The following is a 13,167-nucleotide window of genomic DNA, read 5'->3' on the forward strand; positions in this document are numbered from 1 at the left end:
CGACCATGACCGCACCCGAAAAGCAATCCACCGAACTCGGCGTACGTTCCCTGGTGCGGGTGTTCGATGATCCAGCCTTCGTCGACAAGGTGCACCAGCAGATCTACTCCTGGTGCAAAGCTAAACGCTGGGATGCCGAACTACTCACCGGTCCCGGCTCGGTGGCCGAGATCGCCGAGGGAGTCACCGCGTCACTGGTCGGCGAAACGCGGCAAGACGGTTCCCTTATCGAGCGCTACCGGTTCTATCAGCGGTCCGACGACGGCACCTTCATTACGCAGATCACCAACGTCCACCAACCCGATGGATCCGGTTGGATCTGGACCGACCTCCAGCAGCCCACCGGGTTCGACAAGGCAGCGGTACCGAAAGTGGTGCGGCAGATCCTCGAGGTGACCGACGGTCGCGATGGCAGTCATCATCTCACTCCGGAACCGGCTTCGGCGCACCTCGACGACGTAGACGAGATCTACGCTGCCCTGCTCGATCCTGACCGACGCGGACACCTCTATCTCTCCGGAGCTTCGGCAGAGGCGGGAATCCCGCTTCCCACCTGGACCGGGTACGTCGGTCGCCTCCTCGCAAAAACGCGGGGCCTTGCCAGTGCTTACGTACTGGACGCCGAGGCCACCGAGGCACTCAACTCTCGGCTGCCGGAGAAGCACCAGGTAGGTGCGTGGACCATTCGGACTTTCCTGCCTCAACCGGAACTCGACGATCCACGCGACGGACTCCGACACCGTGTGTTGACGACGGCGCGCATCGCAGACGATCCTCCCGCTCGACTGAGTAACATTCTCGGACGCGCCGCATGCCGCCACTCCACCACCGCGGCGCTCCCGCGCGAACTGATTCGGATAGACCGGGCACTCCGCGAGCAGTTGGACGACGCAATCGTCGATCAAGTCGCTGGCCAGATTCAGCCCACACCGAGTGCGCCGACTTCGGCGCCCAAGCCCACGCCTGTCAAAGCGCCCATCCCACCGCGCGAAGAGATCCATGCTGAGGCGTCCAACGCGGGTCAATCGGTCGACCACTCCATCCTGAATGCCATCCGCGACGTTCTGGACCGGGTGGTCGGCAAGGCTGAAGTCACCGTCGAGAACATCGTGCACCTCGGCAAACGCGCCGGCGAAGCGCTTACGCTTCGGGACAATCTCAGTACCCTGCGGACCCGGCTGGGTACGGTCCAGGCGGAACGAAACGATCTCGAAGACCAGAACGCCGAACTGAACAGCCGCGCCGAAGACAGCCAACTCGAACTGGCCGTCGCTCGGCTCGACCTCGCTGAGCGAGATACCGAGCTTCGCCATCTGCGCAGCGAGCTCGCCAAACAACAGGCACCCGACACTCAGTGGGTTCCAGAAACAGATCCGCGCGATACCCCGCCCGACTCCTTCGAAGCGCTACTCGCCAGACTCTCAGAGTTCCCGCATCTCGATTTCACCGGAGACGAGAAGCATACGTTGGAACTGGACGTATTCAGTTCGTCCTCGTGGCCGATCGGCACCTGGACGTATCTCCGCGCACTGGACGACTATTGCCGAGTCCGCAGCAGTGGGGAGTTCAACGGCAGTATCGCCGACTATGTCGCGCAGCCGCCAGTGGGCTGCGTCCCACTCACGCCTGGAAGCCACGTCCCAGACGAGACTCCCGCAACACAGAACCGCCCTGAATTTCGGCGCCAGCGGGTATTCCCCGTTCCCACGTCGATCGCCGCCTCGGGCGAGAAGTTCATGGGCGAGCATATCCGGATCGCCAGCTACGGGATGATCAGTCCACGCATGCACCTGTACAACGATGCTACTAAGAGCGGCCGTATCTATATCGGCTACATCGGGAAGCACCTGAAGAACTTCCGAACCAACTAAGCGAGACCGACTAACCTCTCACCGGATTCGTTCATGGTCCCCCAAGGGACTGCGCCGCGATCGCTCGGCCAGAATGGACCCATGCACCACGACGCCGCTCCGGTCATCACCACCGTCACCGATCCGGCGCTGGCCGACGAGATCGCGGCGGTGGCCGCGGCGACCTTCCCGCTGGCCTGCCCGCCGCACATCACCGCCGAGAACATCGCCGTGCACATCGCGAAAGCCCTTAACCCGCAACGGTTTTCGGAGTGGATCGCCGCCGACGACGTCGACGTGATCGTGGCGCAGTCCGGCACCGACGGCCCGGTGATCGGCTACAGCCTGCTGGTGCACCGCCCGCCGGAGGCCGACGACGTCCGGGCCGTGGTGCCCGGCGCGCAGATCACCGAGATCTCCAAGATGTACGTGGTCCCCGACCACCACGGCACGCGAGCCGGCGGGCAGCCCGCCCACCTACTCATGGACGCGGCCCTGGCCGCGGCACGACAGCACGGCTCCACACTCGTGTGGCTGGGCGTGAACCGCGGCAACGAGCGCGCTCAGCGCTACTACCGGAAGATGGGCTTCACCGTCGCCGGGCCCCGCACCTTCGATCTGAACGGCACCATCGAGCACGACTACGTGATGACGCGCACGCCCTGAACGGCGCGCACCGCCAGGACCGGTACGAGAACTACGCGGCGGTCTCGGCGAGGCGAGACAGGGCGAGCAGACGCGAGATGGCGCGCAGGTACTTCTTGCGGTAGCCGCCGGCCACCATCTCGGGCGTGAAGATCTCGTCGAGCTTCACCCCGGAGGTCACCACCGGGATGTCGGCGTCGTACAGGCGGTCGGCCAGCGCCACCAGGCGCAGCGCGACGGCCTGATCCTCGGCCGGGTGCACGTCGCTGATGCACACCAACGTCACGCCGTCGACCAGCGACTTGTACTTGGACGGGTGCAGCTTGGCCAGGTGCGCGGCGAGGTCGTCGAAGCTGTCGAGCGTGGCGCCCGGGGTGGCCTCGGCCTGTGCGACGAGCTCGGCCTCGGTGGCCGGTTCCGGCGCGGGCGGCAGGTCGCGGTGGCGGTAGTCGGGGCCGTCGACCCGCACGCTCTCGAAGATCGACGACAGCTTCTGGATCTCGCGCAGGAAGTCCTGCGCGGCGAAGCGGCCCTCGCCGAGCTGGCCGGGCAGCGTGTTGGAGGTGGCGACGATCGAGACGCCGCGCGCACTGAGCTCGCTCAGCAGGCGGGAGACCACCATGGTGTCGCCCGGATCGTCGAGCTCGAACTCGTCGATGCACAGGACGGTGCGGTCGGAGAGTCGCTCCAGCGAGTCGGTGTAGCCGAGCGCGCCCACCAGGTTGGTGACCTCACCGAAGGTGGCGAACGCCCGGGGGCCGGGCATCGAATGGAAGATCGACGCCAACAGGTGTGTCTTGCCGACGCCGAAACCGCCGTCGAGGTACAGGCCGATGCCCTGCGGGGTCGTCGCCTTGCGGAACAGTCCACGCTTACCGCCGCCGGCGCGGATCTTGGACGCGCGCGCCACGAAGTCGCGGGCCGCGGCGACCGCGGCGGCCTGGCTCGGCTCGTTCGGGTCGGGGATGTACGAGTCGAAACTGACCTCGTCGAACATCGACGGAGGGACCATTTCGCCGATCAATGCGTCCGCAGCGATCACGGGATTACGGTCGGAGAGATGAGCCACCATGGGCAGAGCGTAACGAGTGACTCCCTGGTATCCCACTTACAAGCACGCTAAGCGACTTACCTCACACCGAAGGGCCCCGACCAGCCGCTGTTAGGGTGGCGCCATGGATTCTGTCGGGGATGTGGCGGGGGCGCTCGCTGAGGCGCGAGTGGCCGACGATCCGATCCGCACCAGCGCGAACATCGACGCCATCGCGGCGCGGCTGACCCGGTCCGACATGGATCGCCTGGCACTTCTCCTGCGTACCGACCCGGCGCTGCGGCACGCCGGCGCCGACGTGAGCGCGGCCTGGTTCGTCGCCCATCAGCCACCGGCCGACGGACAGCCCCGCTGGGACGACTATCTGTCGACGTGGCTGACCGCCCTGCGCGACGACGACAACGACGCCTTCGAGATGGCGTCGTCGTCGATCACCTGGCAGCTGCGCAGCCACCGTCCCGACGTTCTGAACGCACTGGCCCTGAGTCAGGTCATCGCCGAGCAGGAGTCGTCGTCGGACCTTTTCGACACCCACCTGTCGATCCTGTTGCAGGCCGCGCGCTACGACTTCAACTTCGAACGAATCGAACGCATCCTGTCCGCGGTCGGCGAGGGCGTCACCAACTCGTCGCTCTATTACCGCGCCATGCTGCAGTACAGCCGCCTCGGCCGCGGCAAGCAGGTCACCGTCCAGGAGATCTCCACCATCGCGACGGCTACCGACTCGGAGAAGATCCTCTCGCTGCTGCTGCACGGGCTGTGGTTCACCGCCGATCAGCGCTTCGCCGAGGAGATGCTCTCCATCTCCCGTCGTCTCCTCGTGATCAATCCGCAGAACGCGGTGACCTACATGCGGCAGGCTTCGGCGTTGCGCCGCGTCGGACGCTTCCCGGAGGCCGTCACCTCCATCAACAAGGCGATCGCGCTGAATCCGCCGACGGACCGGGAAGTGCACAACGACTTCAAGCTCGAACGCGTCACCATCGCCATCCAGCACGACGCGCAGTTGCGTCTGGAGCGCGAAACCGCCGCACAACTCGAACGTCAGGGCCGCGTGCAGCGCCGCAAGCTCAACGCGCTCATCGATCGCACCAACGACCAACTGTCGGACTCGCTGTTCAAGGTGGTCGAGATCCTCGGCGTCTTCACCGCGATCATCGGCGCCATCGCCACCATCGTGGCCGGCAACGCCATCGGCGACGGCATCTCCTGGTGGGCCCGCATCCTGCTGGTGCTCGCCGGTGGCGTCGTGATCCTCGGCTTCTTCGTGCTGCTGCGGTTCATCGTGCGCCCGCCGCCCCCGCTGTCCGACGAGGACCTCGACGATTTCGACGACGACGAGGACTCTCCCCTGCTGCACCAAGGAGCTGCCGGTGTCTGAGCACCGACCGGAAACCGGGATCGCCGCCGAATACGTGGCCGACGACGCCGCGACGATGGCCTATCGCAGCACCAGGGTGCTGACCGACCTGGATCAGGCCGCCGACGAGGTGACCGATCTCCTGCGCGCCCGGATCGCCGCGGTGCTCGCCGACCATCCCGGCCCGCCCGGGCTGATGCTCTCCGGCGGCATCGACTCGATCCTGGTGGCCGCGGTCTGCGCCGACCTGGGTGTGCGGCCGCAGGCGCTGACCGTGGTGACCGACGTCGACGGCGGCCTCGAAGACCTGCGCGGGCGGGACGTGGCCGCCCTGCTCGGCTTCGCGCACCACGTCGTCGACCTCGACAACGAGCGCCTCGCCGAGGCCGCTGCCGCGTGCATCGCCGCACTGGGCACCTGGGAGCTGTGGGAGATCACCTCGGCGATCCCGGTGCAGGCCGCCTTCGCCCGCTTCGCCGACCTCGGTGTCGGCCCGGTGCTCACCGGCGCGGGCTCGGATGCGCTCTTCCTGGGCGGTTCCCGCCTGGCCGTCGAACCGGACGCACCGGAGGCGATCGACGAACTGCGCACCCGGGTGCGCGCCAAGGTCACCGCCAATTTCACCCGCGAGCGCCTGATCCCGGACTACTACGAGCGGCTGCTCGACGACCGCGCGGAGGAGTTCGTGCAGGTCTTCCAGACCGCGGCGTTCTGGCGGTTCGCGATGGACACCCATCCCACGCTGCTGTGGCGTCCCGGCCCCGACGGCCGCGGCTACGACAAGGCAGTCCTGCGCCACGCCGCCGTCCGACTCGGCATCCCCACCGAACTCGCCTGGACGGTGAAGTCTCCGCTGCAGGTGTCCTCGGGCGTCATCGGCGCCCTCGCCCAGTCCGCGCGCACCGACCTCGCCGCCCAACCCCACCAACTCACCTACGAGGATCCGCGCACCGAACCCCTCGAGCACACGGTGGTCCGCATGTTCCTGCGCGGCCTCAGCGAAGGCGGCCGCTGATGGTGTCCACCCTGTCCCGGACCGAACTGCTCGACGCGTACGCCTGGCCGGCCGGCCCGTGGCTGCGCACCAACTTCGTCTACAGCCTCGACGCGAGCCTCACCCGCGACGGCGTGTCGGCCGGATTGTCCGGCCCCGCCGACAGCGCCGTCCTGCACCGGCTGCGCGGCGGCGCCGACGCCGTGCTCGTCGGCGCGAGCACCGCGGTGGCCGAGAACTACATCGGGGTGAAGCTGCCCGACGCCGAGCAGCAGGCACGCACCGCACGCGGGCAGGGCGGTCCGCCGCCGCTGGTGGTGGTGACCAGGTCCGGGCAGATCGGCGAGCCGTCGCGCTTCCTCACCCACACCACGACCGGCAACTACCTGCTGCTGACCACCGACGACCCCGCCGCCTATGAACGCGCCGCCGGGCACGTCGAACGCTCCGAGGGCACCATGACGCTGCTGCACGCCCCCGACGGCCTCGGCCAGGGCATCGGCCTGCTGCACCAGCGCGGACTGCTCCGCATCCTGTGCGAGGGCGGCCCCCATGTGAGCGGCGCGCTCGCCGCCGAGGGATTGATCGACGAGCTGTGCGTCACGCTGTCGCCCGCGGCAGGCGGCGAAGGGCGCGGCGGCACCACCCCGCAGGCCACCGACGAATACACGCCCGCGTTCGTGGCCGCCGTCGACCATTTCCTCTTCACCCGCTGGATCCGCCGTCAGGAAGGCGACGCGTGACCGACTTCTTCACCCGCTCCTCCCGAGGGGCGCTGCTGGCCGTGCTGACCTCGGTCACAGTGCTCGCGACCGCCTGCACCGCCGGACCGGCTCCGGGACCGAAGGTGGTGCACGGCGACGGCGGCGACTCCGCGGCGGAGGCCGACGCGAACCGGTTGCCGACGCTCTCCGCTCCCGAACGCGATCTGAACTATTCCGACTGCGGGTCGAAGCTGGCCGACAAGTACGACGTCGAGACGCCCGACACGGTGCAACTGGACTGTGCGGCGTTCCAGGTGCCGGTGAACCCCGACGACCCCGACAGCGCTCCCCTGCTGATCACCGTGGTGCGCGGCAAGCTCGCCGAGACGCCCGCCGATGCGGCGCCCCTGGTACTGACCACCGGTACCGACCTGCCGAGCTCGCGCCTCGCCATGAACTTCGGTTCGTCGACCTTGGCGCCGCTGCTGGCCAAGCATCCGATCGTGGCGATCGATCGCCGCGGCGTCGGTCAGTCCGCCCCCGTCGACTGCCTCACCTCCGAGCAGCGCTCGACGATCATCAACGACGGCGCGTCCGGCTCCCGCGACGTCGAGGCGCGCACCACCGCGCTCGCCAAGGCCGCCCGGGAGGGCGCCGACATCTGCAACGACACCCTCGAGCCCGACCAGCTCAAGTACGCCACCGTCGACGCGGCCGCCGACATCGAGCAGCTGCGCGCCCGCTGGCAGGTGGACCGCATCGGCATCGTGGGCGTCGGTCAGGGTTCGGCGGTCGCGTTGGCCTACCAGGCGCGCCACCCCGGCAACGTGGGCCGGCTGATCCTGGACTCCCCGATCGGCCTGAACACCCAGGCCGCCCCGGCCGCCGCCGCCACCGCCGCAGGCGTGCAGAACTCGCTGAGCACCTTCGCCCGACGCTGCTCGGATGTCGGCTGCTCCCTCGGCTCCGACGGCCGGGCCATGCTCAATCGGGTCATCGCGGCCGGCGCCAGCGGCGCTCTGCCCGGACTCTCCGACACGTCGATCCTGACCGCGATCACCACCGCGCTGGCCGTGGACCCCACCGGTCCGGACGGCCTCAAGAAGCTCGCCGACGCCATCAGCGCCGCCGACCGCGGCAACGCCGACGCACTGAAGGATCTGGCCGCCGCCAGCCGGTCCCTGCGCGACACCGACGGCCAACTCCTCTCCCGGTGCAACGACATGCTCGGCCGCCCGGGCCTGGCCGACATCCCGAAGCTGGCCCGCACCTGGGGTGCCGACGCCCCGATGACGGCCAACTCGGCGGCGCTCTCGCTGGCCCGCTGCGACGGCTGGGGCAATGCCGGTGCTGCGCCCGCACCGTCGTCGTTCCCGATCCCGCCGCTGGTGCTGCTGGGCCTGAACGATCCGATCAACGGCCTCAAATCCGCCGAGGCGCTGACCCCGCTGCTGGTCACCACCGGCGCCGAACCGGTGAGCGTCAGCTGGGACGGTCTCGGGTATTCGGTGCTCACGCGCAGCGAGTGCGCCGCGCAGCTCGTCGTCGACTATCTCGGCGACAAACGCCTCACCGGTCCCGCCGAGCGTGCGTGCCCTGCCTGAGGATGCAGCGACGTGTAGTAGGTTCGCTCAGGTGAGCGTCATGGACCGGTACCTGTATCCGCGCGTGGACACCCCGCGCATCCTGTCAGTGATGCTGTGGCCTGTCGCGGTGATGATGATCTTCCACCGCTCGGTGATCCTGGCGGTCAACGGCTCGCGCACCGACGATTTCAGCACCGTCTACAACGCGGCACTGAACTTCCTCAACCGCAACCCCGTGTACGCCGAGAACTACACCACGGTGGACCCGCACTACCTGTATTCCCCGTCCGGAACCCTGCTGATGGGCCCGATCGCGGTCCTCAACCCCGACCACGCGCGCTGGACGTTCATCGCGGTGTCGGTGATCGCCCTCATCGCGTCGGCCTACCTGCTGGTCCGCCTGTTCGGCTACCGCGCCGACTCGTGGGTGTTCCCGGCCGTGCTGTTCTTCTTCTTCCTCACCGAGTCGGTCGCGAACACGCTGATCTTCACCAACTTCAACGCCTTCGTGCTGCTGGGTCTGGTCGGCTTCCTGGTCCTGATCCGCAACAAGAAGGACTACTGGGCGGGCGCCTGCATCGGTCTCACCCTCGCGGTGAAGCCGGTCCTGGCACCGGTACTGCTCCTGCCGCTGCTGCAGCTGCGTTGGAAGGTGTTCATCACCGCGCTCGGCATCCCGGTGGCGCTGAACCTCATCGCGTGGCCGCTGATCGTCGACGCCCGGTCGTACCTAGACCGCACCGTGCCGTACCTGTCGGAGACGCGGAACTACTACAACAGCTCCATCTCCGGCAACGCCCTGTACTTCGGCGTCGCCGACTGGCTGGTCATCGTCCTGCGGATCGCGTTCGTGCTGATGGCGATCTTCTCGCTGTGGTTCCTGTACCGCTACTACGCCAAGACCGACGAGCTGCTGTGGCTCACCACGTCCACCGGCGTCCTGCTGGGCACCCTGTTCCTGTTCGGCTCGCTCGGCCAGGGCTACTACTCGATGCTGCTGTTCCCGCTGATCATGACCGTGTTCCTGTCGGGCTCGGTGATGCGCAACTGGCCGGCCTGGCTGGCCGTCTACGGCTGCCTGTCGTTCGACGTCTTCGCTTCCAGGGAATGGGAGCCGTTCGGCCGCTACCTGGAGTACAACAAGGTGCCGCTGGGCTGGTCGCTGCTGATGATCACCGTCTTCTGCGTCCTGCTGTTCCGCTGGCTGGACATTCGGAACGCCGAGGAATCGGGCGAAGACACGTCCGACGACGCCCCCGTCACCGCTCCATCGCCGGGCGCCGCGTAGAAACCGATCAGTCCTCGGGGCAGACGAACGTCGCGGTGAACTTCTTCACGGTGTCTGCCCGCTGAGCGATCATGCCGGTCGATCCCTCGACGGTGTACTGGGATCCATCGCGTACCACCGTTGGGGCGGGACCGCCGGACAGCTCGTCATACGACGGCACGAAGCCGTCAGCATTCTTAGGCAGCAGGACGCTCTCGACGACCGGCTCCGGCGAGTCCGACAACCTGACCATGAACCCGTCCATGGTGATAGCGCCATCCGGGGTCGAGGTGTATCCCGCCGACACGGTGAGGGGCCCGAGAATGTCGCGGCATTCCACATCATCGGACCCGAGTTTCTGCGGTTGCCCGTCGATCACGAGGGTGGGCGGCACCGCCGACGCCGTACTCGCCCCCGCCTCCGAGGTGGAGGTGTCGTCGGACGAGCAGCCGACGACAGCAAACGACAGTGCAGCCGCGAGGAGAGCAGCGGCGCTAGATCGACGATTCATGGTTTGTCCTTCGGACCGAGGTTCAGTGGACAGCAAGGTACCATTTCTCCCCTGCTGTCTGTGCGCTCACACGCCCGTCACAACTCCGTCGCCGGGCGCAGCGTCAGCGACTGCGCGAGCATGCCGACCGGGCCCTGCTCGTCGTGCAGCGTGGAACTCGTCAGGCCGAGTCCGCCCGCGCCGAACGCCGCCCGGGTGTCGTAGCCCACCCAGCGGCCCTCCGGCTGGCGGAACAGGTGCAGGGTCAGGTCGACGTTCGGGTACATCCACTCGGCCGGATCCTGCCGCCACGAGACGCCGTTGGCCAGGTCCAGGAACTTGGCGTAGTCGCCGAGCGACGTCGCGGACTCCCCGTCGATCAGTGCGACGTCAGAACTCGCCCATGCCTGCGCGCGACCCGGGACCGTCGCGGCCGACTGGACAGCCGTCACGCTGGCGATCATCCCGCCGCGCCACCGCTTGAGCCATGACTCGTCGACGCATTCGGCCCGGCTCGGCATCGGGTCGCAGGCGTGGCCGGCGGCCGCGGAGGTGTCCGACGACGCGAGCAGCCAGCCGCGGGCCCGCAGCGTGGCGCGGCCGCCGATCACCGCGGTCGCCTCGACCAGCTCGATGGTGCGACCGGGCCGGACCACCTCGATGTCGATCTCGATCTCCGCGCGGGCGATCTGCCCGAGTACCTCGACGCACACCCGGCTGAACAACAAGCCCGGGGCGTTCTCCAGGCGCCAGCGCTCCAGGTAGTCGATGACCAGGCCGGCCACCGGCGCGAGGTGCAGTTCATCCTCGCGCCAGGCGCCGACGGAATGCTCGGTCGGCAGGAAGCGGTGGTCGTCGATCCGGGTGAAATAGCTCTGGGCGGTAGCGGTCATGCCCCCAAGCTAACGCAGTGCGATGCGCGCTACCGTGGAGGCATGAGCGCATCGCCGGAATACCCCACCGATCCCCAGGCCCTCACCGACGCCGACTGGCGCGAACGCTTGAGCGCCGCCGAGTTCCGCGTGCTGCGGCAGGCCGGTACCGAGGCGCCGTTCGTCGGCGAATACACCGACACCACCACCGAGGGCGTCTACCGCTGCCGGGCCTGCGGCGCCGAGCTGTTCCGTTCGGACAGCAAGTTCGCATCGTCGTGCGGGTGGCCGTCGTTCTTCACGCCGCTGGCCGGCGACGCGGTGATCGAACGCCGCGACAACACCTTGGGCATGGAGCGCACGGAGATCCTGTGCGCCACCTGCCACAGCCACCTCGGCCACGTCTTCGCCGGTGAGGGCTACCCCACCCCCACCGACCTGCGCTACTGCATCAACTCGATCAGCTTGACGCTCGACGAGGCCGAGGCCTGAGCCGTCAGGGCAGGGCGTTGACCAGCGCTGCGGTCTCCACGCGCGGACCGGTGAAGAACGGGGTCTCCACGCGCACGTGGTAGCGGGCCTCGGTGGCGCGCAGATCGCGCATCAGGTCGACGATGCGGTGCAGTTCCGGCGCCTCGAAGGCCAGCAGCCACTCGTAGTCGCCGAGCGCGAACGCGGGCACCGTGTTAGCGCGCACATCCTTGTAGTCGCGGGCGGCCTTGCCGTGGTCGGCGAGCATCTTGCGGCGCTCGTCGTCGGGCAGCAGGTACCACTCGAACGACCGCACGAACGGGTAGACGCAGATGTAGTCGCCCGCGGCCTCACCGGCGAGGAAGGCCGGGATGTGGCTCTTGTTGAACTCCGCCGGGCGGTGCAGCGCAGCGCCGCTCCAGGTGGGGTCGCTGGCGCGGCCCAGCACGGTGGTCCGGCGGAAGTCGCTGTAGGCGGCCTGCAGCTGTTCGATGGTCTCGGCGTGCCACCAGAACATGAAGTCGGAGTCGCCGCGCATGCCGGCGACGTCGTAGACACCGCGGACCACGACGCCGGACTCTTCGAGCCCGGCCAGGAAGCGGTCGAGATCGGCGATCGCTGCGGCGCGGTCGTCGCCCAGTTCTCCCGCGCGGACGCGGAAGACCGAGAACATCAGGTAGCGGACAGTGGCGTTGAGTTCGGTGTAATCCAGGCGAGCCATACTCCCCATAGTGCCACTGCCTCGCCCCGGAACCGACACCAGGTAAGGCGACCCTTCTTCGGTCGGCATTCCCTCTTCCTGTGTTTCTCTCTCGGAGCTCTCGACCAGTGACCTCGCCGAGGCCGTCCACGCGATCAAGAACGGCCACTGCTTCCTCGATTGGCGACTGTTCCAGCTCGCGCTCTCGATGTTCGACCACGTCCAGGCGGTCAGCAAGAACGTGGCGGTGACGCAACGCTTCATCCTCGATCTCGAGGCCCAGACCGCCCTGGAACTGCAGATGAGCTTGGACAGCACCGACCACTTCGCCCGGTCGTTGCTCGACGACGCCGTCTGCGCCCGGGACCGCCTGCCGGCGGTGTTCTCGACGATGCGACTTGGGCTGATCGACCGGGCTCGGTTCCATCGGATCGTCAGTGAAACCCAACTGGTCCGCGATGACGAGACCATGGCGATGATCGACCAGACCCCTCGCCCTGGCGATCATGGGACTGCGCGGCGGAGTGTCGTCGATGTCGATCACCAAAACCGGCCACCTGGCCCGCAAACTCGTCGCCGAATACGACCCCGACGCCGAGAAACTCGACCGCGATCGTGCCAAAGCCGCCCGCACCGTCGGATTCCAAGCCCTCGACAGCGGCATGGCGCAGATCAGTATCACGGCAACGGCCGAGGATGTGCGCCTCGTCCGGCAGTTACTCGACACCGTCATTGCCGGCCTCTGCCCCGCCGATCCGCGGACTAAGTCGCAGGCCCGCTCCGACGCGGCGATCGCTCTGCTGCAACGCATCCCGTTCACGTGTCGGTGCGACAGCGACGGCTGCACCGCGCAGATCAGCGACCTCCAGCTCGACGCCCGCGCGGCGCGGATCGTCGTGCACGTCCTGTGCGACGCCACCACCCTCGAAGGCGGCGATCGGTGCGGCTACCTCGATGGCTACGGACCCATCTCCGGTGACCACGTCCGGCAGAACGCGGCTTTCGCGTGCGATCTGGACCATGTCGCCGAGTTCGACAACATCTGCCCGAGCAACGGCGGACCCACGTGCATTTGCAATCTATTACCGAAGTGCCGCTTCCATCATCTGATGACAACCCATCTGACCGGCTTCCTCGACGACCTCTGGATCGACGACGAAGGGCGCTACCACTCATC

12 protein-coding genes and 1 pseudogene are annotated in these 13,167 nt (G+C 67.8%); 9 read left to right on the top strand and 4 right to left on the bottom strand.

Going from position 1 to position 13,167, the window contains the following annotated elements; translation table 11 throughout:
• The first annotated feature begins 5 nt into the window (after nucleotides 1–5).
• Together ABD989_RS02675 and ABD989_RS02680 are read left to right on the top strand one after the other, a co-directional pair.
• Nucleotides 6–1,871, top strand: coding sequence for a hypothetical protein (locus ABD989_RS02675; RefSeq protein ID WP_345312329.1), 1,866 nt, complete (start codon nucleotides 6–8; stop codon nucleotides 1,869–1,871).
• 81 nt (nucleotides 1,872–1,952) lie between these two features.
• Nucleotides 1,953–2,516 (top strand): GNAT family N-acetyltransferase, encoded by a 564-nt coding sequence (locus tag ABD989_RS02680; RefSeq protein ID WP_345312330.1) that lies wholly within the window; start codon nucleotides 1,953–1,955, stop codon nucleotides 2,514–2,516.
• Between the two features lie 31 nt (nucleotides 2,517–2,547).
• Here the strand turns inward: ABD989_RS02680 and zapE are convergent, their stop codons facing one another.
• A complete protein-coding gene (zapE, locus tag ABD989_RS02685) occupies nucleotides 2,548–3,567 on the bottom strand; it encodes a cell division protein ZapE (RefSeq protein ID WP_345312331.1) in 1,020 nt (339 codons plus the stop codon).
• A gap of 103 nt (nucleotides 3,568–3,670) precedes the next feature.
• Between zapE and ABD989_RS02690 the strand changes: the two genes are divergently transcribed.
• The 5 genes from ABD989_RS02690 to ABD989_RS02710 are packed head-to-tail and all read left to right on the top strand — an operon-like array spanning nucleotide 3,671 to nucleotide 9,478.
• Nucleotides 3,671–4,927: a tetratricopeptide repeat protein gene (locus tag ABD989_RS02690; protein ID WP_345312332.1), complete on the top strand. Its 1,257-nt coding sequence runs from the start codon at nucleotides 3,671–3,673 to the stop codon at nucleotides 4,925–4,927.
• Nucleotides 4,920–5,921: an asparagine synthase C-terminal domain-containing protein gene (locus ABD989_RS02695; RefSeq protein WP_345312333.1), complete on the top strand. Its 1,002-nt coding sequence runs from the start codon at nucleotides 4,920–4,922 to the stop codon at nucleotides 5,919–5,921. Before ABD989_RS02690 ends, ABD989_RS02695 begins: the two co-directional genes overlap by 8 nt.
• Nucleotides 5,921–6,643, top strand: coding sequence for a dihydrofolate reductase family protein (locus ABD989_RS02700; RefSeq protein ID WP_345312334.1), 723 nt, complete (start codon nucleotides 5,921–5,923; stop codon nucleotides 6,641–6,643). Before ABD989_RS02695 ends, ABD989_RS02700 begins: the two co-directional genes overlap by 1 nt.
• Nucleotides 6,640–8,208 (top strand): alpha/beta fold hydrolase, encoded by a 1,569-nt coding sequence (locus ABD989_RS02705; RefSeq protein ID WP_345312335.1) that lies wholly within the window; start codon nucleotides 6,640–6,642, stop codon nucleotides 8,206–8,208. The genes ABD989_RS02700 and ABD989_RS02705 overlap by 4 nt, the downstream gene beginning before the upstream one ends.
• A 31-nt stretch (nucleotides 8,209–8,239) precedes the next feature.
• Nucleotides 8,240–9,478: a glycosyltransferase family 87 protein gene (locus tag ABD989_RS02710; RefSeq protein ID WP_345312336.1), complete on the top strand. Its 1,239-nt coding sequence runs from the start codon at nucleotides 8,240–8,242 to the stop codon at nucleotides 9,476–9,478.
• Nucleotides 9,479–9,485: 7 nt separating this feature from the next.
• On the opposite strand, the gene ABD989_RS02715 is transcribed toward ABD989_RS02710, so the two are convergent.
• Nucleotides 9,486–10,004 carry a lipoprotein LpqH gene (locus ABD989_RS02715; protein WP_345312337.1) on the bottom strand — a complete coding sequence of 173 codons (519 nt, stop codon included), beginning with the start codon at nucleotides 10,002–10,004 and terminating at the stop codon, nucleotides 9,486–9,488.
• A gap of 41 nt (nucleotides 10,005–10,045) precedes the next feature.
• Nucleotides 10,046–10,840, bottom strand: coding sequence for a thioesterase family protein (locus tag ABD989_RS02720; RefSeq protein ID WP_345312338.1), 795 nt, complete (start codon nucleotides 10,838–10,840; stop codon nucleotides 10,046–10,048).
• A 42-nt stretch (nucleotides 10,841–10,882) separates the two neighbouring features.
• On the opposite strand from ABD989_RS02720, the gene msrB reads away from it, so the two are divergent.
• Nucleotides 10,883–11,311 (top strand): peptide-methionine (R)-S-oxide reductase MsrB, encoded by a 429-nt coding sequence (gene msrB, locus ABD989_RS02725; RefSeq protein ID WP_246995710.1) that lies wholly within the window; start codon nucleotides 10,883–10,885, stop codon nucleotides 11,309–11,311.
• A gap of 4 nt (nucleotides 11,312–11,315) precedes the next feature.
• Here msrB and hemQ read toward each other — a convergent pair whose 3' ends face one another.
• Complete coding sequence (gene hemQ, locus ABD989_RS02730; protein WP_345312339.1) at nucleotides 11,316–12,011, bottom strand: hydrogen peroxide-dependent heme synthase; 696 nt, start codon at nucleotides 12,009–12,011, stop codon at nucleotides 11,316–11,318.
• A 512-nt stretch (nucleotides 12,012–12,523) separates the two neighbouring features.
• On the opposite strand from hemQ, the pseudogene ABD989_RS17715 reads away from it, so the two are divergent.
• Nucleotides 12,524–12,940 (top strand): annotated as a pseudogene (locus ABD989_RS17715) (DUF222 domain-containing protein); the annotation flags it as partial.
• Between the last annotated feature and the right edge of the window lie 227 nt (nucleotides 12,941–13,167).

It is taken from the genome of Gordonia alkaliphila (assembly GCF_039542465.1).
GTDB classification, from domain to species: Bacteria; Actinomycetota; Actinomycetes; order Mycobacteriales; family Mycobacteriaceae; genus Gordonia; species Gordonia alkaliphila.

What these genes read in the sequence shown, in the direction of transcription:
- hemQ (WP_345312339.1), bottom strand. Translation starts at nt 12,011, where the DNA reads ATGGCTCGCCTGGATTACACCGAACTCAACGCCACTGTCCGCTACCTG.
- ABD989_RS02675 (WP_345312329.1), top strand. Translation starts at nt 6, where the DNA reads ATGACCGCACCCGAAAAGCAATCCACCGAACTCGGCGTACGTTCCCTG.
- ABD989_RS02720 (WP_345312338.1), bottom strand. Translation starts at nt 10,840, where the DNA reads ATGACCGCTACCGCCCAGAGCTATTTCACCCGGATCGACGACCACCGC.
- ABD989_RS02680 (WP_345312330.1), top strand. Translation starts at nt 1,953, where the DNA reads ATGCACCACGACGCCGCTCCGGTCATCACCACCGTCACCGATCCGGCG.
- zapE (WP_345312331.1), bottom strand. Translation starts at nt 3,567, where the DNA reads ATGGTGGCTCATCTCTCCGACCGTAATCCCGTGATCGCTGCGGACGCA.
- ABD989_RS02700 (WP_345312334.1), top strand. Translation starts at nt 5,921, where the DNA reads ATGGTGTCCACCCTGTCCCGGACCGAACTGCTCGACGCGTACGCCTGG.
- msrB (WP_246995710.1), top strand. Translation starts at nt 10,883, where the DNA reads ATGAGCGCATCGCCGGAATACCCCACCGATCCCCAGGCCCTCACCGAC.
- ABD989_RS02690 (WP_345312332.1), top strand. Translation starts at nt 3,671, where the DNA reads ATGGATTCTGTCGGGGATGTGGCGGGGGCGCTCGCTGAGGCGCGAGTG.